At 64.6% G+C, this 22,135-nt stretch carries 19 protein-coding genes; 12 read left to right on the top strand and 7 right to left on the bottom strand.

Annotation, left to right across the window (positions count from 1 at the left end; genetic code table 11):
• Positions 1-76 precede the first annotated feature (76 nt).
• Positions 77-1,336: an allantoate amidohydrolase gene (locus NR187_RS34000; protein WP_211384844.1), complete on the bottom strand. Its 1,260-nt coding sequence runs from the start codon at positions 1,334-1,336 to the stop codon at positions 77-79.
• 408 nt (positions 1,337-1,744) lie between these two features.
• On the opposite strand from NR187_RS34000, the gene NR187_RS33995 reads away from it, so the two are divergent.
• Genes NR187_RS33995 through NR187_RS33970 form a run of 6 tightly spaced genes read left to right on the top strand, consistent with a single transcriptional unit; the run spans position 1,745 to position 7,612 of the window.
• On the top strand, positions 1,745-2,857 hold the full coding sequence (locus tag NR187_RS33995) for a BMP family ABC transporter substrate-binding protein (protein ID WP_211384843.1): 1,113 nt from the start codon (positions 1,745-1,747) through the stop codon (positions 2,855-2,857).
• Entirely contained in the window at positions 2,854-3,966 is a 1,113-nt protein-coding gene (locus NR187_RS33990) for an ABC transporter permease (RefSeq protein ID WP_256809388.1), read from the top strand. Before NR187_RS33995 ends, NR187_RS33990 begins: the two co-directional genes overlap by 4 nt.
• On the top strand, positions 3,966-4,892 hold the full coding sequence (locus tag NR187_RS33985) for an ABC transporter permease (protein WP_256809382.1): 927 nt from the start codon (positions 3,966-3,968) through the stop codon (positions 4,890-4,892). The genes NR187_RS33990 and NR187_RS33985 overlap by 1 nt, the downstream gene beginning before the upstream one ends.
• 11 nt (positions 4,893-4,903) lie before the next feature.
• Complete coding sequence (locus NR187_RS33980) at positions 4,904-5,587, top strand: cysteine hydrolase family protein (RefSeq protein WP_256809380.1); 684 nt, start codon at positions 4,904-4,906, stop codon at positions 5,585-5,587.
• On the top strand, positions 5,584-7,116 hold the full coding sequence (locus NR187_RS33975) for an ABC transporter ATP-binding protein (protein ID WP_372703292.1): 1,533 nt from the start codon (positions 5,584-5,586) through the stop codon (positions 7,114-7,116). The genes NR187_RS33980 and NR187_RS33975 overlap by 4 nt, the downstream gene beginning before the upstream one ends.
• Before the next feature lie 10 nt (positions 7,117-7,126).
• A complete protein-coding gene (locus NR187_RS33970; protein ID WP_256809379.1) occupies positions 7,127-7,612 on the top strand; it encodes a nucleoside deaminase in 486 nt (161 codons plus the stop codon).
• Between the two features lie 132 nt (positions 7,613-7,744).
• On the opposite strand, the gene NR187_RS33965 is transcribed toward NR187_RS33970, so the two are convergent.
• Complete coding sequence (locus NR187_RS33965; protein ID WP_211384838.1) at positions 7,745-8,854, bottom strand: hypothetical protein; 1,110 nt, start codon at positions 8,852-8,854, stop codon at positions 7,745-7,747.
• A gap of 582 nt (positions 8,855-9,436) precedes the next feature.
• On the opposite strand from NR187_RS33965, the gene NR187_RS33960 reads away from it, so the two are divergent.
• From NR187_RS33960 to NR187_RS33945, 4 genes are all read left to right on the top strand, one after another.
• Positions 9,437-11,008: an ABC transporter ATP-binding protein gene (locus NR187_RS33960; protein ID WP_256809378.1), complete on the top strand. Its 1,572-nt coding sequence runs from the start codon at positions 9,437-9,439 to the stop codon at positions 11,006-11,008.
• Positions 10,992-12,083: an ABC transporter permease gene (locus tag NR187_RS33955; RefSeq protein WP_256809377.1), complete on the top strand. Its 1,092-nt coding sequence runs from the start codon at positions 10,992-10,994 to the stop codon at positions 12,081-12,083. The genes NR187_RS33960 and NR187_RS33955 overlap by 17 nt, the downstream gene beginning before the upstream one ends.
• Entirely contained in the window at positions 12,070-12,987 is a 918-nt protein-coding gene (locus NR187_RS33950; protein ID WP_211384835.1) for an ABC transporter permease, read from the top strand. The genes NR187_RS33955 and NR187_RS33950 overlap by 14 nt, the downstream gene beginning before the upstream one ends.
• Positions 12,988-13,064: 77 nt before the next feature.
• The gene (locus NR187_RS33945; RefSeq protein ID WP_256809375.1) at positions 13,065-14,141 is read left to right on the top strand and encodes a BMP family ABC transporter substrate-binding protein; all 1,077 of its coding nucleotides are present in this window, start codon (positions 13,065-13,067) and stop codon (positions 14,139-14,141) included.
• Positions 14,142-14,253: 112 nt separating this feature from the next.
• Here NR187_RS33945 and NR187_RS33940 read toward each other — a convergent pair whose 3' ends face one another.
• On the bottom strand, positions 14,254-15,603 hold the full coding sequence (locus NR187_RS33940) for an 8-oxoguanine deaminase (RefSeq protein WP_211384833.1): 1,350 nt from the start codon (positions 15,601-15,603) through the stop codon (positions 14,254-14,256).
• A 149-nt stretch (positions 15,604-15,752) separates the two neighbouring features.
• On the opposite strand from NR187_RS33940, the gene NR187_RS33935 reads away from it, so the two are divergent.
• A complete protein-coding gene (locus NR187_RS33935) occupies positions 15,753-16,580 on the top strand; it encodes an FAD binding domain-containing protein (protein WP_211384832.1) in 828 nt (275 codons plus the stop codon).
• The gene (locus tag NR187_RS33930) at positions 16,577-19,303 is read left to right on the top strand and encodes a molybdopterin cofactor-binding domain-containing protein (protein ID WP_211384831.1); all 2,727 of its coding nucleotides are present in this window, start codon (positions 16,577-16,579) and stop codon (positions 19,301-19,303) included. The genes NR187_RS33935 and NR187_RS33930 overlap by 4 nt, the downstream gene beginning before the upstream one ends.
• On the opposite strand, the gene uraD is transcribed toward NR187_RS33930, so the two are convergent.
• From uraD to NR187_RS33910, 4 genes are all read right to left on the bottom strand, one after another.
• Positions 19,300-20,187: a 2-oxo-4-hydroxy-4-carboxy-5-ureidoimidazoline decarboxylase gene (uraD, locus tag NR187_RS33925; RefSeq protein ID WP_256809374.1), complete on the bottom strand. Its 888-nt coding sequence runs from the start codon at positions 20,185-20,187 to the stop codon at positions 19,300-19,302. The two genes, NR187_RS33930 and uraD, sit on opposite strands and share 4 nt — an antisense overlap.
• Before the next feature lie 6 nt (positions 20,188-20,193).
• A complete protein-coding gene (gene puuE, locus NR187_RS33920; RefSeq protein ID WP_256809372.1) occupies positions 20,194-21,129 on the bottom strand; it encodes an allantoinase PuuE in 936 nt (311 codons plus the stop codon).
• On the bottom strand, positions 21,130-21,543 hold the full coding sequence (locus NR187_RS33915; RefSeq protein WP_211384828.1) for a DUF3830 family protein: 414 nt from the start codon (positions 21,541-21,543) through the stop codon (positions 21,130-21,132).
• Positions 21,544-21,632: 89 nt separating this feature from the next.
• Complete coding sequence (locus tag NR187_RS33910) at positions 21,633-21,911, bottom strand: hypothetical protein (protein WP_372703294.1); 279 nt, start codon at positions 21,909-21,911, stop codon at positions 21,633-21,635.
• Between the last annotated feature and the right edge of the window lie 224 nt (positions 21,912-22,135).

The raw sequence follows: 22,135 nt of genomic DNA, 5'->3' as shown, positions 1-22,135 counted from the left end.
CGTGATCCCGGCAATGGCAGTCGCCATTCCAATGGTGCCTGATTCGTATCTCCATCCGGTGACTTGCGGGCTCGACTTAGCCTTCCCGCGGCCGAAAATTCTCGATCACCCGCAGCAGCACCCGCGCGCCGGCGTCGGCGTCGGCGAACTCCACATGCTCGTCCGGGTGATGGCTGATGCCGCCGCGGCAGCGGACGAAGATCATGCCGACATCGGCGATGTCGATCATCGCCATGCCGTCATGCCCCGCCCCGCTCGGCAGCTCGAACCCGGAAAAACCTTCCGCCTTGATCGCCTGCGCGATCTGCTCCTTGAGCCATGGCGCGCAAGGCGCGGTACGGTTTTCGTGGGTGACGTCGAGCTGAAGCGCCAGTTGACGGCGCTTTGCGATCGCCTCGATCTGCCTGACGACATCCGCGACCGCGCGCTTGCGATGCATGTCGGTCGGCGCGCGCATGTCGATGGTGAAGGACACCTCGCCCGGAATGACGTTGGTCGCGCCGGGCCTCGCCTGGATGTAACCAACGGTGCCGACGAGGCCGCTCGCGTCGGTCCGGCAGAACTGCTCGATCGCGCCGATGCATTCGGCCGCACCGGCGAGCGCATCACGGCGCAGCGCCATCGGCACCGTGCCGGCGTGACCGGCCATGCCGGTCAGCCGCGCGGCAAGGCGCGTGGCGCCTGCGATCGCGGTAACGACGCCGACGGGAAGATTCTGGGCTTCCAGCACAGGCCCCTGCTCGATGTGCAGCTCGAGGTAGGCGAGCAGCTCGCGCCGGGTCCGCGCGGCCGCGCCGATGTGATCGGGGTCGAGCCCGAACTGCACGAGCGCATCGCGCATGGACACGCCATCACGATCACGCGTGTTCAGAACGCTCTCGTCAAAAGTGCCGGCCAGCGCGCGGCTGCCCAGCAAGGTCGAGGCGAAGCGCACCCCCTCCTCATCCGCAAAACCGACGATTTCGATCGCGAACGGCAGGCGCTTGCCGCGGCGGTTGAGATCGGCGACGCAGGCAATGGCGGTCACCACGCCCAGCGGTCCGTCCCATTTACCGGCATCGCGCACGGTGTCGTAGTGCGAACCAAGCATCAGGCAAGGCGCCCCCGGCCGCTCGCCTTCGTAGCGCCCGCAGACATTGCCGATCGCGTCGAGATGCGCACTCATGCCGGCATCGCGCATCCAGCTCAGGATGAGGTCGGCAGCCGTGCGCAGCTCTCTTGTGAGATAGATGCGGGTGAGCTTGTCGCCTTCTTCCGAGATCGCACCAAGCTCGTTGATGCGACGCACGATCTCTTCGCCGAGCGATGCAGTCTGAACGGCGTTACCAGCACCCATCTCGGCGAGCTTCCCATCTCATGGGACCGCGGCAGCGGCGGTCCTGGCGGCAAATCGATACAAGTTCGGTGCCAGCGAAATCACGCTGCCGACGCCGTTCCGGTCAGCGCGTGGTTAGCATGAATGCGGGTCGGCGGCAGACCGCCCGGCTCTTGTCATGCACCCGTCCAGACCTGTTAACATTGCTTAACTCCCTTGCATACAATCATAAATTCCTGCCTAAAATTTCATCTGGTGATTTCCTGATCAGGGATCGGAGCAGAGACTATAATATATATATTTCAATTACTTGTATGATCTCGCTCACTTCCCGGCCTCTGGCACGAAGCTTGCGACAACCTATCCGGGCTCCGCCAGACCGGCGCAGCCGCGAGATTGGGGCGGTTCATCCGCCAAGGGGAGCGAGCAATGGATTTTGGCAGGATTTCACGACGTCATTTGTTGCAAGGTAGCGCGGCCCTCACCCTCGGGGCGGCGGCCGGCGCCCGCCCGGCCTTCGCGGCCGATACCACCATCGGCTTCATCTATGTCGGATCGCGCGATGACTACGGCTACAATCAGGCGCATGCGCAGGGCGCGGCAGCGCTGAAGAAAATTCCCGGTCTCAAGGTCGTGGAAGAAGAGAAAGTGCCGGAGACCGACGCGGTCGAGAAGACGATCGAGTCCATGATCAATCTCGACGGAGCCACCCTGCTCTTCCCGACCTCGTTCGGTTACTACAATCCTCACATGATCAAGATGGCCAACAAGTTTCCGAAGCTTCGCTTCGAGCACTGCGGCGGGCTCTGGTCGGACAAGGATCCTAAGAACGCCGGCAGCTATTTCGGTTATATCGACGAGGCCCAGTACATCTCCGGCATCGTCGCCGGCTACACTTCCAAGAGCGGCAAGCTCGGCTTCGTCGCGGCTAAGCCGATTCCGCAGGTGCTGCGCAACATCAACGCCTTCGCACTCGGCGCCCGGCTTGCCAATCCCAAGGCCACGACGCAGGTGATCTTCACCGGCGACTGGTCGATGCCGGTCAAGGAAGCCGAGGCCACGAACAGCCTGATCGACCAGGGCGTGGACGTGCTCACCTGCCACGTCGACGGCCCGAAGACGATGGTCGAGAACGCCGCGCGCCGCGGTGCCATGGTATGCGGCTATCACGTCAACCAGTCTCCGCTCGCGCCGAAGGCCTATCTCACCGGCGCCGAGTGGAATTGGGAAGCGCTCTATCCGAAGTTCGTCAAGATGATCGCCGCCGGCGAGAGCATCCCGAACTTTTACCGCGGCGGCCTCAAGGAAGAGATCGTCAAGACCTCGCCCTACGGCGAAGCGGTGTCTGCCGAGGCGCGCAAGCATGCGGACGAGGTCAAGGCCAAGTTCCTGTCCGCCGAAGGCTACGCCATCTTCAAGGGCGGGCTGGTCGATAACAAGGGCAAGACGGTGATCCCGGCCGGCACTGATCGCGGCCAAAAGGATCCTGAACTCGAGAAAATGGACTACCTGGTCGAGGGCGTGCTCGGAGCGACTTCGTGACGACGGAAGCGGTGGATTCCACTGAAGCGGTCGGGACTGTTGCCCCGGCCGCCGATGCAGGATTCCTCCAACGTCACGGCGGCACGATCGAATATGTCCTGATCCCGGGCGCGGCGCTTGCCGGCGCGCTCGTGGTCTTCGGCATCTTCGTCGCAATGTTCGGCAAGAACCCGCTCGACCTTTATTTCTACATGTATTACGGCGCCTTCGGCACCTGGTTCTCCTGGCAGAACACGCTGACGCGCGCGGCGCCGCTGATCCTTACCGCGCTCTGCACGGCGCTGCCCGCGCAGCTCGGCATGGTCATCATCGGCGGCGAAGGCGCGCTCCTGATCGGCGCGCTGTCGGCAACCAGCGCCGCGCTGGCGCTGCAAGGCCTGCCCCCGCTCATCGTGCAGATCGCCATGGTCGTTGCCGGCGTGATCGGCGGCGGCCTGTGGGTCATGCTCTCGGGCGCGCTGCGGCAATATCGCGGCGTCAACGAAACGATCTCGAGTCTGCTGCTCGTCTACATCGCGCTTGCGGTCCTCAATCATCTCGTCGAAGGCGCCATGCGCGATCCCGCCAGCCTCAACAAGCCTTCGACGCGCGAGATCGGCGCGGCCAACATGATCGGCACCATCCCCGGCACCGACGTGCATTGGGGCCTCGTGTTCGGACTGATCGCCGCCATCGCCGCCTACATCCTGATCTATCATACCGTATTCGGCTTCGCCGCGCGTGTTGCCGGCGGCAACATCCGCGCCGCAAAGATCGTCGGCCTCGGCGTCAGCAAGCTGATCCTGACCATCTGTTTCCTCGCCGGCGGCGCCGCGGGCCTTGCCGGCATGGTCGAGGTCGCGGCCGTGCAGGGGCGCACCAACGCCAACCTCGCGGCCGGCTACGGCTTCACCGGCATCCTCGTCGCGTTCCTGGCGCGGCAAAATCCGCTCGCCATCATCCCCGTCGCGATCCTGCTCGGAGGAATTAGCGCCAGCGGCGGCTTGCTCCAACGCCGCCTCGGATTGCCGGATGCATCCGTGCTGGTGCTGCAGGGCATCATCTTCGTCTTCGTGCTGGCCAGCGACGCGCTCTATGGCCGCATCGGATTCCTGAAAGGCAAGTCCTGATGGCAGATGGCTCGATCGGACTCTGGACCGTCCCGCTCGCCGTGCTCGGCGGCGCAATTCGCGTCTCCACGCCGTTCCTGTTCGTGAGCTTGGGCGAATGCATCACCGAGCGCTCCGGCCGCATCAATCTCGGCCTCGAAGGCACGCTGGTGATGGGCGCGATGAGCGCATACAGCATCTCCTATCTCTCGGGATCGCCATGGTTGGGCGTGCTCGCCGCCGGCATCACCGGAGCACTGTTGGGCGCCCTTCACGCCGGCATCTGCTCGTTGCCGCGCGTCAACGACGTCGCCGTCGGTATCGCGCTGATGCTGTTCGGCACCGGGCTTGCCTTCTACCTCGGCAAACCGCTGATCGAGCCCACCGCGCCGCGCCTGCCCGCGATCGATTTCGGCTGGTGGAGCGACATCCCGCAGGTCCGCGCCGCCTTGCGCGTCAATGTGCTCTTCCTGATCGGTGTCGCCCTCGCGCCGATCCTCCATTGGGCGTTCCGCACCACGCGCTGGGGCCTCCTGATCCGCACCGCCGGCGAGAGTTCGGACGCGGCCCGTGCGATGGGCCATTCCGTGCTGCTGATCCGCTTGCGCGCCACGATGGTGGGCGGCTTCCTCGCCGGCATCGGCGGCTCGTTCCTGTCGTTGTTCTATCCCGGAAGCTGGAACGAGGGCCTGTCGTCCGGCCAGGGCATCACGGCGGTGGCGCTCGTGATCTTCGCGCGCTGGGATCCGCTGCTGTGCCTGTGGGCCTCGCTCGCTTTCGGCGGCGCCGCGGCGCTTGGACCGGCGCTACAATCGGTCGGCGTCACGTCCGGCTATCATCTGTTCAACGCCGCGCCCTACATCCTGACGCTGGCGATCATGATCATCACCTGCTCGCCGAAACGCACGTTGACCGGAGCCCCGGCCGAATTGTCGATCACACGCTAGAGAGCGAAATCATGCCCGAGCGCACCATCAAGTCCGAGCCCTACGCCTGGCCTTATAACGGCGATCTGCGCCCCGAGAACACCGCGCTCATCATCATCGACATGCAGACCGATTTCTGCGGTGTCGGCGGCTATGTCGACAAGATGGGCTACGACCTCTCGCTGACGCGGGCACCGATCGAACCGATCAGGAAGCTGCTCGCGGCGATGCGTGCCCAAGGCTTTCACATCATCCATACGCGCGAAGGCCACCGCCCCGATCTGTCCGATCTCCCCGCCAACAAGCGCTGGCGTTCGCGGCAGATCGGCGCCGGCATTGGCGATCCCGGCCCGTGCGGGCGCATCCTGGTGCGCGGCGAGCCCGGCTGGGACATCATCCCGGAGCTGGCGCCGCTGCCGGGCGAACCTGTTATCGACAAGCCCGGCAAGGGCTCGTTCTGCGCCACCGATCTCGAACTGATCCTGCGCGTGCGTGGCATCGCGAACATCGTGCTGACGGGCATCACCACCGATGTCTGCGTCCACACCACCATGCGTGAGGCCAACGACCGCGGCTTCGAATGCGTGCTGTTGCACGATTGCTGCGGCGCGACCGACAAGAGCAACCATGAGCACGCGTTGAAGATGATCAAGATGCAGGGCGGCGTGTTCGGCGCGGTCTCGACCTCCGACGCGTTCATCGGAGCGATTTCGTGATCATCGGCGAAATGCCTCCGCCGTCGGGCGCCTTCGGCGTCGATGCCATCGCCATGACCATGCGCTTCGGCGACTTCGTGGCGCTCGACAATGTCGAGCTGAAGGTGCGGCCGGGCTCGTTCCATGCCCTGCTCGGCGAGAACGGCGCCGGCAAGTCGACCCTGGTCAAATGCATCATGGGCTACTACCACGCCACCGAGGGCGACATCCTGGTCGGCGGGCGCGAGCAGGCGATCGGCAATCCGAAGGACGCCCACGCACTCGGCCTCGGCATGGTCTACCAGCACTTTACGCTGGTGCCGGCCATGACGGTCGCTGAAAATCTCGTGCTGGCGCGCGACGACGTTCCGGCAGTGGTGAACTGGTCCAGCGAGATGAAGGACCTTGAGGCCTTTCTGGCGCGGATGCCGTTCAAGGTGCCGCTCTCGGCAAGGGTCTCCGACATCTCCGCCGGCGAGCGCCAGAAATGCGAGATCCTCAAGCAGCTCTATCTGAAGCGCCGCTTCCTGATCCTGGACGAGCCGACCTCGGTGCTGACGCCGGCGGAGGCCGACGAGGTGCTCGGCATGCTACGCGACATGGTGGTCAAGGGCGAGCTGACCATTTTGATGATCACGCACAAATTTCGCGAGGTCATGGCCTTCGCGGACGACGTCACGATCCTGCGCCGCGGCAAGCTCGCCGGAGCCGGCAGGGTCACCGAGCTGACGCCCGATGCGATGGCGCGCACCATGATCGGCGCCGAGGAATTGACGGTGCAGCCGCCGCGCACCGGCGAGGCCGGCACTGCCAGACTGGAACTCGAAAGGGTCCGTGCGCTTGACGATGCCGGCGCCATCGCCGTGCACAATGTCTCGCTCACGGTCCGCGCCGGCGAGATCGTCGGCATTGCCGGCGTCTCCGGCAACGGCCAGCGCCAGTTGGTCGAGGTTTTAGCCGGCCAGCGCGAGGCGGAGGGCGGAGAAATCCGCGTCGCCGGCGATCCCTACCATGCCAGCCGCGAGGAGATGCGACGGCACAAGATGTCGCTCCTTCCCGAGGAGCCGCTGAAGAATGCCTGCGTCGGCGGCATGAGCGTTGCCGACAACATCGCCTTCCGCGAGTTCGACCGCGCACCCTTTGCAAGTGGCGGCTGGTGGCTCAACCGTGGTGCCTTCCGCGACGACGCGAAGAAGAAGATCGCCCAGTACAAGATCAAGACCCGCACGCCCGATACGCCGATCTCGGCACTGTCTGGCGGCAACGTCCAGCGTGCCGTGCTCGCCCGCGAGCTCGGCGGCGACGTCGAGGTGCTGATTGCCGCCAATCCCTGCTTCGGCCTCGACTTCGCAGCCGTGGCGCAGATCCACGCCGAGATCATGGCGGCACGCAACCGCGGCGCCGCCGTGCTGCTCGTCAGCGAGGATCTCGACGAGCTGCTCGAACTCTCCGACCGGCTGGTGGTGATGTTCCACGGCGAATTCGTGTATGAAGCACGGACCAGCGAAGCCGACCTCACCGTCGTCGGCCGGCACATGGCGGGCCATTGAGCGCACCCTGATGGACGGCGGAACCGAACGCGACGAACACTTCCTTCGGCTGTCCTTCGCGGTCGCCCGCCGTTCCCTCACCCATGGCAACCACCCCTTCGGCTGCATCGTCGTCGACGCGGACGGCAAGGTGCTGATCGAGACCGAGAACGGTTACATGCCGGACCACGACGGCACCGCGCATGCCGAGCGCTTGGCGGCCACGCAAACCTGCCGCACATCGAGCCGCGAGGCGCTGGCGAAGGCTACGCTCTATTCCTCCGCCGAGCCCTGCGCGATGTGCGCCGGCGCGATCTACTGGGCCGGCATCGGTCGCGTCGTCTACGGCCTCAGCGAGGAGCGTCTGCGTGGGATCACCGGCAATCATCCCGAGAATCCGACGCTCGATCTGCCCTGCCGTGATGTTTTCGCCAGCGGGCAGCGACCGACCGAGGTCGTTGGGCCGCTGCTCGAAGACGAGGCCGAAGCGCTGCACGACGGCGTGTGGACGAAGTAGCCGCTTGCCGAGCGAGCCTTGCTCCCGCTCTCGCGGAAGGCCCGGGCGACGGCACCAGCGCATCCCACACATGAAGATGACGCCGCGGAGGTTGACGCGGCGTCATCGTCGTTCACCTGACGCGTCAGGTGGTTAGAACTTCACGGTGATACCGGAGTACAGCGAGGATTCGGTGCAGGAGCCGGTGCTCACCTTCGTGCCACCGACGAAAGTGGTGCAAGCAAAGGCGTTGTTGTGATCGAGGCCGAACTTGTTCTGCCAGTAGCGATAGGCGACCCAAACGTCGACGAAGTGCGAGTACTTCTCACCCCAGACCGCCTTCGAGGCATCGAGCGTCAGGCGGATCGGTTCCGAGTTGAACTCGACCTTGGTGGGATAGACGTTGTTGGCAACGCTGGCCGGAAGCGGCTCCGTGTCCGTTCCCTTCTTGCCGTACCAGCCGGCGCGGCCGCTGATCGAGAAGTACTGCATGTTCGCCGGCAGGAAACCGAGGTCCATATAGTAGTTGGTTTCGACCGCCCAGGTCGGCTTGAACGACGTGTTGCCGTCGGCGATGCACGGGGCCGACCAACCGGCGCCGCACTGCGAGAAGGAGTTGTGGTTGGCGAACTCCCAATACACCAGCGGCGCTACGTTGAAGTAGCCCTTGTAGGGAAGATCGAAGGCGAACTGCAGACCGGCGACGACGTCGCGCTTGGCGGCGCCGAAGTACCGGTTCTCCGTGTTGGCATCCATGCCAACCTCGAACGAGATGTTATGCAGCGGGCCTTGCGTGAAGGCCTTGGTGTTGAAGATCTCGTTCCAGCCGAAGGTCGAGCGGAACAGGCCATAGATTTCGGTTGCGCCGGCGCAGTTTGCGGGCGTCGCTGCGAAGCCTGCAGCCGGCGACACGATCACGCCGGTAGCGGTGCAGGGACCTGCCGGGTCGTTGTGGTCCGACTTGAACAGCGAGATGGTGAAGAAGTTGGTGCCGTAAGCCCAGGCGTCGAAATGGGTGAAGGAGTAGACCTGCTTCGTCGTCTTGGCGTTGATCACCCCGTTAGTGTTGGTGAACGCGCCCGGCTGCGAGGCGTCGAAGATGTAGGAGAAGGTGACGCGGTCGTCGATCACCAGGAAGAACGGGAGGTCGGCCGCCTTCTTGGCGGCCTTGACCGGCAAGTCCGCGGCCTGAGCAAGGCCACTTGTGGCGAGCGTGGCAAGTGACAGCGCCGCTGCTGCAATTGCCCTGAAACGAAACGACATCCTGAATACCCCCAAGTTTGGACACGTAAAAATGAACGTCCCTTGGGTGCGACACTTGCGCCGATCTCCCGGGGTGAGAAGCCCCAACTTCTTTCAAGCCATGCCGCACGTTTCAGCAGCAAGCGGCGCCTCTCAGCGAAATTCAGAAGATTTTTTTTGCTTCGCTGTCACGTGCGCCAGGTCGCGCGATGGCCGTCCTTGCCGGACATTCCCGATTGATTTCGTTTGTCTTTTGCGTCGAGCGGACGGTGTCGACAAAATTGGCCACGGCGATTGTCCTCACGATCGGGAATTGCATACGCGCACTGGCGGAGTTTTGCTCAACTTCGCATCAAGCCTGCACAGCAGGTTCCGATTTGGCTTGAACCGTCACAAATTTGCAACAGACGCCATAAGCAGGAGGCGGCAGCAACAGTTCTCCAGAGGCGGCCGGAGGCGACCATCCGCTGACGAGCGCCGCGACTTGCCGACGCGTCTGCCTGCCAAAGCGTTGAGCAAGGGATGACGCTTTTTCACACCTTACGCAGCCGTTTAAACTAGCCCACTATTGAGGCACTTCACCCCAAGCAAGCGCATCAGCGAATGTTGGATCCCACGGCTAACGGCCTGCATTCCGGCGAGTCTCCGCTCCTCAGGACGATCGGGCTCACCAAGCGCTATGGCGATTTGCTCGCCAACGATTCCATCGACATCGATATCTGGCCAACGGAAATCCACGCGCTGCTCGGTGAAAACGGCGCCGGCAAGTCGACGCTGGTCAAGGCGATCTACGGGCTGATCCAGCCCAGCGCCGGCCAGATTTGCTGGCAGGGCCTGCCGATCGTGTTGGCCGGTCCCTCGGAAGCGCGCGACCGCGGCATCGGCATGGTGTTCCAGCATTTCTCGCTGTTCGACAATCTCACCGTCGCCGAGAACGTCGCGCTCGGCCTTGACGGCAAGGAATCCTTCAAGGACATGTCGGCGCGACTGGAGCAGGTGTCGAAGACGTATGGACTGCCGCTCGATCCCAAACGCGAGGTCTGGCAATTGTCGGTCGGCGAGCGCCAGCGCATCGAGATCGTCCGCGCGCTGATGCAGAATCCGAAATTCCTGATCCTGGACGAGCCCACGGCGGTGCTGACGCCGCAGGAAGCCGACCAGCTCTTCATCGTGCTGGAGCGGCTGAAGGCCGAAGGCCGCGCCATCCTCTACATCAGCCACAAGCTGGAGGAGGTGAAGCGCCTCTGCGACACCGCAACGATCCTGCGCGGCGGCAAGAAGATCCAGACCTGCAATCCCGGGCTCGAGACCGCAGCTTCGCTCGCGCGCATGATGGTCGGTGGCGAAATCAAGCAAGTGAAGGCTGCCGCCGGCCGGACGACCACCGTACCTCGGCTCGTCGTCAACGATCTTTCGCTGGCCCCTAGCGAGGCGCACGGCGTGCGACTGGAGCACATCTCGTTCGAGTTGAAGGGCGGCGAAATCCTGGGCATCGCCGGCGTCGCCGGCAACGGCCAGGACGAGCTATTCGCCGCGCTGTCCGGCGAGCGCCTGTCCAAGGATCCCGGTACGGTGGTGATCGAAGGCATCGCCGCAGGCCATCTCTCGATCACGCAGCGGCGCAAGCTGGGTGCGGCTTTCGTTCCCGAAGAGCGGCTCGGCCACGGCACCGCGCCGCGCATGAGGCTGTCGGAGAACGCGCTGCTCACCGGCCATGCCGCGAGCGGTATGGTCAATCATGGCTTTATCGACACCGCGGCCACGCTCAAGACCGTCGACCGCGCAACCGAGACGTTCGACGTCCGCAAGGCCAAGCGCGATCCGGAAGCCGCATCCCTCTCCGGCGGCAATCTGCAAAAGTTCATCGTGGGACGCGAGATCCTGCGCAACCCCGCCGTGCTGGTGGTGAGCCAGCCGACCTGGGGCGTCGATGCCGGCGCGGCCGCCGTCATCCGCCAGGCGCTGCTTGATCTGGCAACCGCGGGCGCCGCCGTGCTCGTCACCAGCCAGGACCTCGACGAACTGGCGGAAATCGCCGACCGCATTGCCGTCATGTTCCATGGCCGACTGTCCGCGCCGCTCGCAACAAGCGAAGCCACTCGCGAAAAGCTCGGCCTCCTCATGGGCGGCAGCAGCCTGGAGCCGAAGGAGGCCGCGCATGCAGTTGGTGCTTGAGAAGCGCGCCGAGCGTTCCAACACGATCGCGCTGGTCTCGCCGCTGATCGCAATCGGCCTGACGATCGTCACCATGGTCATCCTGTTCGCGATCCTCGGCAAGAATCCGCTCCTTGCCCTGCACGCCTATTTCATCGCGCCTCTGACCGACAGTTATTCGCTGCAGGAGATCGCGGTGAAAGCGACACCGCTGGTGATGATCGCGATCGGGCTGTCGCTTTGCTATCTCGCCAATGCCTGGAACATCGGCGCCGAGGGGCAATTTCTGATCGGCGCTGTCGCCGGAAGCTGGATCGCCGTGAAGACGCAAGGCACCGACGCCGGCGCCTGGGTACTGCCGGTCATGTTCGTGCTCGCCGCCGCGGCAGGCGCGCTCTATGCGCTGATCCCGGCAATCTGCAAGGTGAGGTTCGGCGCCAGCGAAATCCTGACCAGCCTGATGCTGGTTTATGTCGCCGATCTCTTCCTCGACTATCTGGTGCGCGGCCCCTGGCGCGATCCGAACGGCTTCAACTTTCCGACCACGGCCGAATTCGATCCGGTCGCAACCGTTCCGCTGCTGATCGAAGGCGGCCGGCTGCATCTCGGCTCGATCATCGCCTTGCTTGTCGTCGCGGCGGTGGCGATCCTGCTCGGACGCACCATCAAGGGATTCGAGATCCGCGTGGTGGGCGCAGCCCCCCGCGCCGCGCGGTTCGGCGGATTCAATTCGAACCAGTTGATCCTCCTGACCTTCGCCGTCTCGGGTGCACTCGCGGGCCTTGCCGGCATCATCGAGGTCGCAGGTCCCGTCGGACACCTCCAGCCCGGCATCTCCCCCGGCTACGGCTTTACCGCGATCATCGTTGCCTTCCTCGGTCGGCTGAACCCGCTTGGAATTTTAATTGCAGGCCTTTTTCTCGCATTGACCTTTATCGGCGGCGAGCAGGCGCAGATCGCGATGAAGATCCCGTTAGACGTCACCAAGGTCTTTCAAGGCATCCTGCTGTTCTACGTGCTCGCCTGCGATTCCCTCATTCTCTACCGCTTCAAGCTGGTCTTCCCGAACCGACAGGTGGCTCGTGGAGCTAATTGAAGCCATCATCCTCGCAGTGCTCGCCGCCTCGACGCCGCTCCTGATCGCGGCGACCGGCGAGCTCGTGACCGAACGATCCGGCGTGCTCAATCTCGGCGTCGAGGGCATGATGATCGTCGGGGCGGCCTGCGGCTTTGCCGGCGCCTGGCTGACCGGTTCGATCTTCATCGGCGCGCTGTTCGGCATCGTTGCGGGCACATTGATGTCGCTGGTCTTCGCTCTGATGACGCTCGGGCTCGCGGTCAACCAGGTTGCGACAGGCCTTGCTCTGACCATTCTCGGCATCGGACTGTCCGGCCTGATCGGCGCCGGATTTGTCGGTGAGCGCATCACGCCGGCGGTTCATCTCCACATCCCCGGTCTCACGGACATTCCGCTGATCGGCCGCGTGCTGTTCGGCGAAGACGCCTTCGTCTATTTCTCGCTGGCGCTGATCGTCGGCGTCTGGTGGTTTCTATACCGTACCCGGCCGGGCCTGATCCTGCGCGCCTGCGGCGACAACCACGTCTCCGCCCATGCGCTCGGCTATCCCGTGCTGCGCATCCGAACCTTCGCCGTGATGTTCGGCGGCGCCTGCGCCGGACTTGCCGGCGCTTACTTGCCGCTCGCCTATACGCCGTTCTTCATTCCCGGCATGACCGCAGGCCGCGGCTGGATCGCGCTGGCGCTGGTCGTGTTCTCGTCCTGGCGACCCGGACGGCTCGTGGTCGGCGCCTACCTGTTCGGCGCGGTGACGATCCTGCAGCTGCACGCGCAGGGCTGGGGCGTCGGCGTTCCCTCGCAGCTCATGTCGGCGCTGCCTTACCTTGCGACCGTCATCGTCCTGGTCCTGCTCTCCCGCGCGCGCACGGGCGGATCGACCGCGCCGGCTGCGCTGGGCACCGTGTTCGTGCCTGACCGCTGAGTTTCATTTCCGCACCATGCGCGATGGGGCGCGCACGGTGCGGATCGTGGCTTTCCCCTGATGTTTGGAGATTGATGATGAGGAAAACACTTCTTGCGCTGGCTGCCGGGCTTTTGCTTGCCGGAAGCGTCAGTGCAGCCTCCGCCGCCGACAAGCTCAAGGTCGGCTTCATTTACCTCGGTCCGATCGGAGACCTTGGCTGGACCTACCAGCACGACCTCGCGCGCCAGGCGCTGGTGAAGGAACTGGGCGACAAGATCGAGACCACCTATCTGGAGAATGTGCCCGAAGGTCCCGATGCCGAACGCGCCATCGAGCAGCTCGTCCGCGCCGGCAACAAGCTGATCTTCACGACCTCGTTCGGCTACATGGATCCGACGCTGAAGGTCGCCAAGAAGTATCCGAACGTGCATTTCGAGCATTCGACCGGCTACAAGCGCGACAAGAACATGTCGACCTATTCGGCCAAATGGTACCAGGGCCGCTACATCCAGGGCCTGATCGCGGCCAAGATGTCGAAGTCCGGCGTGCTCGGCTATATCGGCTCGTTCCCGATTCCGGAGGTCGTCTCCGGCATCAACGCGACGATCCTGGCGGCGCAGACCATCAACCCGAACATCAAGGTCAAGATCATCTGGGCCAACACCTGGTTCGACCCGGGCAAGGAAGCCGACGCCGCCAAGGCGCTGATCGACCAGGGCGCCGACGTGATCATGCAGCACACGGACTCGCCGGCGGCGATGCAGATCGCCAGCGAACGCGGCAAGCTCGCCTTCGGCCAGGACTCCGAGATGATCAAGTTCGGGCCGAAGACCCAGCTCACCTCGATCCTGGACACCTGGGGCCCCTATTACATCGCCCGCGTCAAAGCCGAGCTCGACGGAACCTGGAAGTCCGAGGACACCTGGGGCGGCCTCGACAGCCACATGTTCGCGATGGCGCCCTACACCAACATGCCTGACGACGTGAAGAAGATGGCCGAAGATGCCCAGGCGGCGATCACCGCGGGCAAGCTGCATCCGTTCAAGTGCCCGGTCATTGGGCAGGACGGCAAGCCGGTCGAGTGTAAAGGCGGCGATCACCTCGACGACGGCCAGATCCTCGGCATGAATTTCTACGTCAAGGGCATCGACGACAAGCTGCCGGGCAAGTAGCACGCTTCTTGCATTGCCTAGATCACCTGCTCCTCCCGGAGGAGGTTCGGAGGGGGTGGCCAGAAGCACCCGGCACTTGTGGTCGCCCCCTCTTTCTATTTTCGCCGGGATATTATCCGGCCTGCATGGCCCGCGCCGCCGCACTATGGCGGCGGATGAGGTCTGCAACGTCGAGGCCCGGGATCGCGCCATCGACTACGGCCCATTTTCCAGCCACCATCACCCGATCAGCCCGATGCGCCCCGCACAGCACCACTGCGGCCAGAGGATCGCCATGGCCGGAGAAGCGCAGCTCATCGAGCCGGAACAGCGCAAGATCGGCTGCCTTGCCGACGGCGATCTCACCGAGTTCCGGCCGGCCGACGCAGGCTGCCGAACCCTTGGTGGCCCAGCGCAGCGCATCCTTGTGGCTGACCTTCGCCACCCCGTAGCGCGCCCGCTGCAGGAGGAACGCCGCCCGCACCTCCTGCATCAGGTTCGATCCATCATTCGAGGCCGAACCGTCCACCCCGATGCCGATGCCGACGCCGGCTTCCTCCAAATCGCACACGGGACAGCAGCCGGATGCCAGGAGCTGGTTGCTGCAGGCGCAATGGCTGATGCTCGTCCCGGCGCGACCCAACCGCTTCATCTCGTCGGCATCGAAGAAGATACCATGGGCGAGCCAAGTGCGCGCATTGAGCCAGCCGCATTGCTCGAGATAGTCGAGCGGACGGCAGCCGTACATCTGCTGGCAGAACCTGTTCTCGTCCTCGGTCTCGGCGAGATGGGTATGCAGGCGTACTTCGAGCTTGTCGGCGAGCTCGGCGGTGGCACGCATCAGGGACGTCGTCACCGAGAACGGCGAGCACGGCGCGAGCGCGATCTGCACCATCGCATCCGCACCTCGCTGATGATGCTTGGCAACCACGCGCGCGCTGTCGGCGAGGATGGTGTCTTCGTCCTGCACGACGCTATCGGGCGGCAGGCCGCCATCGCGCTGCGACAGGTTCATCGAGCCGCGCGTGAGCAGCACGCGCACGCCAAGACGTTTTGCGACGTCAACCTCGATGTCGACGGATTCCTCGAGCCCCGCAGGGAACACGTAATGGTGGTCGGTCGTGGTGGTGCAGCCCGACAGCAGCAGCTCGGACATCGCCACCGTGACGCCGAGCTGCAGCCGCTCCGGCGTCAGCTTCGCCCAGACCGGATAGAGCGCCTGGAGCCAGGGAAACAGTTCGCGATCCATCGCCGCCGGCAACGCCCGCGTCAGGGTCTGGTAGAAATGATGGTGGGTGTTGATGAGGCCGGGCAGCACGACGTGTTCGCCGGCATCGAACACTGCGACATCCGCAGTTGCGGGCGCAGCGCCGACCGGCACCAGCTCGACGATCCGGCCGTCCTTCACCACGACCCCGCACTCGGCCCCGTCGGCGAGGATGGCCAGCGGATCCTTGATCCAGATCGGCTTTGCGTCGCTCATGATCCTGCTCTCCTCACATCCGCTGACGGCAGGCCTGCAAGACAGACGCCAGCCCGAACGCCATCCTGCTGCGACTTGTTGTTGCGACTTGGCTCCGGTCTTGCAAGACTCATCTGCACGATTCACCGGGCGGAAGCGTTGGCGCGGCCATGGATTTGAATACCATCACAGCGGTCACCCATCCGCAAACGCGCGCGCAGCTGCCCGTTTGGACGCCAGGTGATGCTTGGCTCGCGGGCGGCACATGGCTGTTCTCGGAGCCGCAAGTCCACCTGGCTCGGCTCATCGATCTCACCGACCTGAAGTGGCCGGCGCTGACGGTCACCGACAGTCATCTCAGCATTGCCGCCACGTGCACCATCGCGCAGCTCGATGGGCTCGCCTGTCCGTTCGGCTGGTTCGCGTCGCCGCTGATCAACCAATGCTGCCGCGCCTTCCTTGCTTCGTTCAAGATCTGGAAGACGGCGACGGTCGGCGGCAATCTCTGCATGTCGTTGCCGGCAGGACCGATGATCTCGCTCACCGCGGCGCTCGATGGCGTCTGTACCATCTGGAAGGCCGGCGGCGGTGAACAGAAGATGCAAGTCGCGGACTTCGTCACCGGCAACCAGCGCAACCTTCTGATGCCGGGGGACCTGCTCCGGCAAATCGATATTCCGATCGCCGCGTTGAAGCGCCGCACGGCCTTTCGCCAGATCTCGCTGGCACCGGTCGGCCGCTCGGCGGCGCTCCTGATCGGCAGCCTGGATGCCGACGGCACGCTGACGATCACGGTCACCGCATCGACGGTGCGGCCGATCCGATTGTCCTTTCGCAAGGCCCCGGAGGCGAGCCCGCTTCGCGACGCTATTGCTCGGCAGATCACGGACGATCTGTACCACACCGACATCCACGGCAAGCCGCTCTGGCGCAAGCACATGACACTGCGGCTTGCCGAGGAAATCCGTGACGAACTTCTGGACGCGACGCCATCATGAGCTTCGAGATCAACGGCAAGCCGTTTTCGCAGAGCCCGCGCGCCGGCCAGTGCCTGCGCACGTTTCTGCGCGAGCTCGGCCATTTCGGCGTGAAGAAGGGCTGCGACGCCGGCGATTGCGGCGCCTGCACCGTGTTGCTCGACGGCGAGCCGGTACATAGCTGCCTGATCCCGGCTTTCCGCGCCGAAGGCCGTGCCGTCACCACGATCGAAGGTCTCGGCGACGACCACGGCGCGCATCCGATGCAGCAGGCCTTCCTCGATGCGCAAGGCTTTCAATGCGGCTTCTGCACCGCCGGCATGATCCTGACCTGCGCGTCGCTGAATCAGGCGCAGCGCACCGATCTCGGCGTCGCGCTGAAGGGCAACATCTGTCGCTGCACCGGCTATCGTTCGATCGAGGATGCGCTTCTCGGCAAGATCAATGTCGAGGAGAGCGTCGAGCCCGGCGCTGCATTCGGCCGCAGCCTGCCGGCTCCGGCTGGACCCGACGTCGTGCGCGGCAAGGCGCGCTACACATTCGACACGCAGATCGACGGCCTGCTGCATATCAAGCTGCTCCGCTCGCCGCACGCGCACGCGAAGATCGTCGCGATCGACAAATCGGACGCCCTTCGCGTTCCCGGCGTGCACGCGGTGCTGACGCATGAGGATGCTCCAACGATCCTGATCTCGACCGCGCGGCATGAGAAGGACTGGATGGATCCGGAGGATACCCGAATCCTCGACGACGTCGTCCGCTTCATCGGCCAGAAGGTCGCCGCCGTCGTCGCCGAAAGCGAGGCCGCCGCCGAGGAGGCCTGCCGCCGGCTGCAGGTCAGTTACGAGCTTCTGCCTGCGCTGATCGACCCTGAGAAGGCGATGGCGCCGGGCGCGCCGATCATTCATCCCGATCGGACCAGCGAAAATCGCGTTGCCGACGCCCAGCGTAACCTCGTCGCGGAGACGCACGGCGAATTCGGCGACGTTGCGGCCGCGCTCGCGACATCCGCCGTCACCTACGAGGCCACCTTCCACAGCCATCGCGTGCAGCATGCCGCTCTGGAAACCCATGGCGGGCTCGCCTGGCTTGATGCGTCGGGCGTGCTCAATGTCCGCACCTCGACGCAGGTACCGTTCCTGACCCGGCGCGCGCTGTCGGATATCTTCGAGCTTCCCATGGACAAGGTCCGCGTGTTCTGCGAACGCGTCGGCGGCGGCTTTGGCGGCAAGCAGGAGATGTTCGTCGAGGACATCCTGGCGCTTGCCGCGCTGAAGACCGGGCGGCCGGTGAAGCTGGAGCTCACCCGCGAGGAGCAGTTCATCGCAACCTCGACGCGGCATCCGATGCGCGTCCACATCAAGGCCGGTGCAGACGCGGACGGCAAGCTCACCGCGCTCCAGCTCGAGGTGCTCTCCAACACCGGTGCTTACGGCAATCACGCCGGCCCGGTGATGTTCCACTCGCTGGCCGAGTCCATCAGCGTCTACAACTGTCCGAACAAGAAGGTCGACGGTTTCGCCGTCTACACCAACACGGTGCCGGCGGGGGCATTTCGCGGCTATGGCCTGCCGCAAACGCAGATTGCGATCGAAGCCGCGATCGACGAGCTGGCAACGCAACTCGGGATCAGCCCCTACGACATGCGCCGGCGCAACGTCGTCAAGCCCGGCGATCCCATGCTGTCGCCGCCGCCATCCGAATTTCACGACGTGCTCTATGGCTCCTACGGGCTCGACCAGTGCCTCGACCTCGTCGAGCGCGCGATGCAGGCCGATGGTCCGCAGCCGGACCTGTCGCCGGAATGGCTGGTCGGCGACGGCGTCGCGCTGACCATGATCGACACGGTGCCGCCAGCCGGCCACCTCGCCGACGCCAAGATCGCGCTCAACGACCACGGCGGCTTCGATCTCACCGTCGGCACCGCCGAGTTCGGCAACGGCACAAGCACCGTGCACCGGCAGATCGCCGCCACCGTGCTGGCGACCACCGTCGACCGCATCCATCTGCGCCAGTCCGACACCGCCCATGGCGGCCACGACACCGGCGCCTATGGCAGCGCCGGCACCTTCGTCGCCGGCAAGGCGACCCATGAGGCAGCCATGCAGCTTGCGACCGAGTTGAAGGCGGCGGCAGCCGCTGCATGGCTCTGTGAGGTCGGCGGCTGCACGCTCGAAGGCGACGCTGTCGTCAGCGGCGTGCGGCGTATGTCGTTTGCGGAATTGGCCAGGCTTGCGCGCGAACGCGGACAGCCGTTCGCAGGCACCGGCCGTTCCGGCGGCACGCCGCGTTCGGTCGGCTTCAACGTGCAGGGTTTCCGCGTCGCCGTGAACAAGGGCACCGGCGAGCTGAAGATTCTCAGGAGCGTGCAGGCGGCGGATGCCGGCGTCGTCGCCAATCCCATGCAGTGCCGCGGCCAGGTCGAGGGCGGCGTCGCGCAGGCGCTCGGTGCGGCGCTCTACGAGGAGATGGTGATCGACGCGGACGGCCGAGTCACCAATCCGAAATTCCGCGATTACCACCTGCCCTCCTTCGCCGACGTGCCGCGTACGGAAGTCTTCTTCGCCGAGACCAGCGACACGATCGGACCGCTGGGAGCGAAGTCGATGAGCGAGAGCCCGTACAATCCGGTCGCCGCCGCGCTCGGCAATGCGATCGCGGACGCCACCGGAATCCGCTTCACCGCGCCTCCCTTCAAGCCGGACCGGCTGTTTCCGGCACTGCACGAGAAATTTGGCGACTAGCTGCCACGATAGGTCGAGTAGCTCCACGGCGTGACCAGCAGCGGCACGTGGTAATGGCTTTCCGGCTCGCTGATCGCAAAGCGCAGCGGAATCACGTCGAGGAACGCCGGGTCGGTGAGCTGGACGTTGCGCTCGGCATAATATTTGGCCACGCTGAAGCGGAGCTCATAGCTGCCGATCGGCAGCGGACGACCGCCGATCAGCGGTTGATCGGTACGCCCGTCCGCATTGGTGAAGGTGCGCGCGATGACGCGGCTCTCGCCGAGAGCGGCGAGTTCGACGAGCTCCACCGGGATGCCTGGAGCGGGCTTGCCTGCGTGATTGTCGAGCACGTGGGTCGACAGCCGGCCGTGCACTTTCAGCTTATCGTCGGCAACAACGAGCTGATCGAGGCGCAACGCCGAGATGCGGCCAATCTCCTCGATCGCGCGGCGCATCTCGGTCTTGGCGATATTGCGCAACCGCGCCTCGAAGTCGCTCAGCACGGAATCCTTGGTGTGACGACGTACGCAGACGATATAGGGGATGTCGAACTTGTCGCGATAGGCCTTGTTGACGCGCTCGAACGCGGCGTATTCGGCATCAGAGAGCCGGTCGAGGCCGGCGCTGTTCTGCTCGTCGGTCGATTCCGCCGTGAGGCCCGCCGCGCGCTGGGTCTTGTTGGCGAGATCCGGATGCGCACGGATCAGCGCCAATTGCACGTCGGGTTCGGCACTCTGGATCGCCGCCATCAGCGCGGCGTGCAACTGGTTGATGCCGGCGAACGGCCGCTTCCCGGCGAGCTGCTCTGCGATCCACGGCGAATATTCTACGACATTGGCGAGCGCGGCGATGAAATCGGCTTCGCTGGCGGCATTGAGATCAGAAAGCGAGATCTGCGACATCGTCTCTCACCCGATCTCGAATGCGTCGGCCGCAAGGTGCGCGTGCTTGTCGTGCCAGTGCTGTGCGATCTGGAGCCGCGTCGGAACCCAGACACGCTCATGCTTGCCGATGTAGTCGAGGAAGCGGATCAGCCCCGCCGCGCGGCCCGGCCGGCCGGCGAGGCGGCAGTGCAGTCCCACCGACATCATCTTCGGCGCGGTCTCACCTTCGGCGTAGAGAACATCGAAGGCATCCTTCAAATAGGTGAAGAATTGCTCGCCTTCCGCAAATCCCTGCGGGTTGATGAAGCGCATGTCGTTGGCGTCAAGCGTATAGGGGATGACCAGCTGCTTGCCGCTGGCGCCCTTGACCCAATAGGGCAGATCGTCGGCGTAGGAGTCACAGAGATAAAGGAAGCCGCCCTCCTCCATCAGGAGACGGTTGGTGTTGATCGAGGAGCGCCCGGTGTACCAGCCAAGCGGCCGCGATCCGGTCGCCTCAAGATGGACGCGGATCGCTTCGGCGATTTCCGCACGCTCCTGCGCCTCGGTCATGTCCTTGTGCTCGATCCACTTCAGGCTATGGCTCGCGATGTCCCAGCCCGCCTCCTTCATCGCCGCGACGATCTCCGGATTGCGCTTCAACGCGGTGGCGACGCCGAACACGGTGGTCGGCCATTTGCGTTCGCTGAACATCCGACACAGCCGCCAGAAGCCGGCGCGCGAGCCGTACTCGAACATCGATTCGATATTGGCATGGCGCTGGCCCGGCCAGGGCTGCGCGCCGAGCACGTCGGACAGGAACGCTTCCGAGGCGCGATCGCCGTGCAGGATGTTGTTCTCGCCGCCCTCCTCGAAATTGACCACGAACTGCACCGCGACCCGCGCATTATCAGGCCATTGCGGATGCGGCGGGTTGCGGCCGTAACCGCGGAGATCGCGCGGGTAGCGGGTCTCAGTCACTCAGACTTCCTCGAAGCGGATCGGCAGCGCGCCCTTCCACAGCACGCTCTTGCCGAGCGTTGCCAGGTTCTCCAGCCCAGAGGTCACGGTGATGAAGTGGTTGCCGGCGAGCTGGCCCATCTTGCTGGCGAAGCTCACGCCGCCATAGGCCATCAGGATCTCGGTCTCGCTGATGCCGCCGGGATAGAGGATGATCTGGCCGGGCGCGGGATAGCTGGTGTGGTTCTCGTAGCCCACGCCGAAATCGAGGTCGCCGAGCGGCATCCACACGCCCTCGCCGCTCCAGCGCACATGGATGATATGGCTTTCGAACGGCAGCGCCTTGCGGAACGCAGCGACGGTCTTGGGCGCGGCTTGCTCCTCGAAGCGGGCATCGAAGGTAAAATCGCCGGCGCGGATAACGAGTTTGCTCATCTCATCTCTCTGGATCGGGGGCGCTGCCCCCACGGGGAATCTTCAAGCAAAGAGCATTCCAGACAGGTTCGCGCAAGTGGGAGGCCACATCACCTGCGGTCGTAGGACCAGCCGAAAACGCCGCTCCGACGCACCTCCGGCTCCGGCTCGGCGGCAGGCAGCGGCGCCTCCTTCAGTTCCGCCTGCGGCGGCGGCGCGGGCGGCGCCGGCAGGTTCTCGCATTTCATGGAGTAGACCAGCTTGCCGTCCGCGGTTCGCCCGATCGGCGCGCAGGGGTCCGGATGCGCCGCCGTGGTCTTTGGGGTCAGCTTGATCTGCGCCATGGCCGGCGAGGCGATCAGCAGAATAACCAGCAGATATTTCGACATCATTGTCGCTCGATAGACCCTCATTCGCCGCATTGAACCGGATTGCGCCAATCAAGTCCATCGGCGGTGCGGGCACGATTGCCGAATATTTAGCTTCGCTGCGATCGCAATGACGGAGTATGAGGCGACGGCTCCGCTCTTCGAATTGTGTCGCAGGCACGCCTTCGCATCCTCGCGGCGCAATTCGCCCGAGCTTTGCTTGGTCGCTCCACCCTCTTTAAGCC

This window comes from Bradyrhizobium sp. Bra64 (assembly GCF_024519875.1).
GTDB classification, from domain to species: domain Bacteria; phylum Pseudomonadota; class Alphaproteobacteria; order Rhizobiales; family Xanthobacteraceae; genus Bradyrhizobium; species Bradyrhizobium japonicum_G.
Note: the sequence above shows the minus strand (reverse complement) of the source record. Positions and strands in the feature narration are given on the sequence as shown.

Bases quoted from the DNA above. Each gene is read 5' to 3' on its own strand.
- NR187_RS34000 (WP_211384844.1), bottom strand. From the start codon at position 1,336: ATGGGTGCTGGTAACGCCGTTCAGACTGCATCGCTCGGCGAAGAGATC.
- NR187_RS33995 (WP_211384843.1), top strand. From the start codon at position 1,745: ATGGATTTTGGCAGGATTTCACGACGTCATTTGTTGCAAGGTAGCGCG.
- NR187_RS33985 (WP_256809382.1), top strand. From the start codon at position 3,966: ATGGCAGATGGCTCGATCGGACTCTGGACCGTCCCGCTCGCCGTGCTC.
- NR187_RS33980 (WP_256809380.1), top strand. From the start codon at position 4,904: ATGCCCGAGCGCACCATCAAGTCCGAGCCCTACGCCTGGCCTTATAAC.
- NR187_RS33970 (WP_256809379.1), top strand. From the start codon at position 7,127: ATGGACGGCGGAACCGAACGCGACGAACACTTCCTTCGGCTGTCCTTC.
- NR187_RS33965 (WP_211384838.1), bottom strand. From the start codon at position 8,854: ATGTCGTTTCGTTTCAGGGCAATTGCAGCAGCGGCGCTGTCACTTGCC.
- NR187_RS33960 (WP_256809378.1), top strand. From the start codon at position 9,437: ATGTTGGATCCCACGGCTAACGGCCTGCATTCCGGCGAGTCTCCGCTC.
- NR187_RS33955 (WP_256809377.1), top strand. From the start codon at position 10,992: ATGCAGTTGGTGCTTGAGAAGCGCGCCGAGCGTTCCAACACGATCGCG.
- NR187_RS33945 (WP_256809375.1), top strand. From the start codon at position 13,065: ATGAGGAAAACACTTCTTGCGCTGGCTGCCGGGCTTTTGCTTGCCGGA.
- NR187_RS33940 (WP_211384833.1), bottom strand. From the start codon at position 15,603: ATGAGCGACGCAAAGCCGATCTGGATCAAGGATCCGCTGGCCATCCTC.
- NR187_RS33935 (WP_211384832.1), top strand. From the start codon at position 15,753: ATGGATTTGAATACCATCACAGCGGTCACCCATCCGCAAACGCGCGCG.
- NR187_RS33930 (WP_211384831.1), top strand. From the start codon at position 16,577: ATGAGCTTCGAGATCAACGGCAAGCCGTTTTCGCAGAGCCCGCGCGCC.
- uraD (WP_256809374.1), bottom strand. From the start codon at position 20,187: ATGTCGCAGATCTCGCTTTCTGATCTCAATGCCGCCAGCGAAGCCGAT.
- NR187_RS33915 (WP_211384828.1), bottom strand. From the start codon at position 21,543: ATGAGCAAACTCGTTATCCGCGCCGGCGATTTTACCTTCGATGCCCGC.
- NR187_RS33910 (WP_372703294.1), bottom strand. From the start codon at position 21,911: ATGTCGAAATATCTGCTGGTTATTCTGCTGATCGCCTCGCCGGCCATG.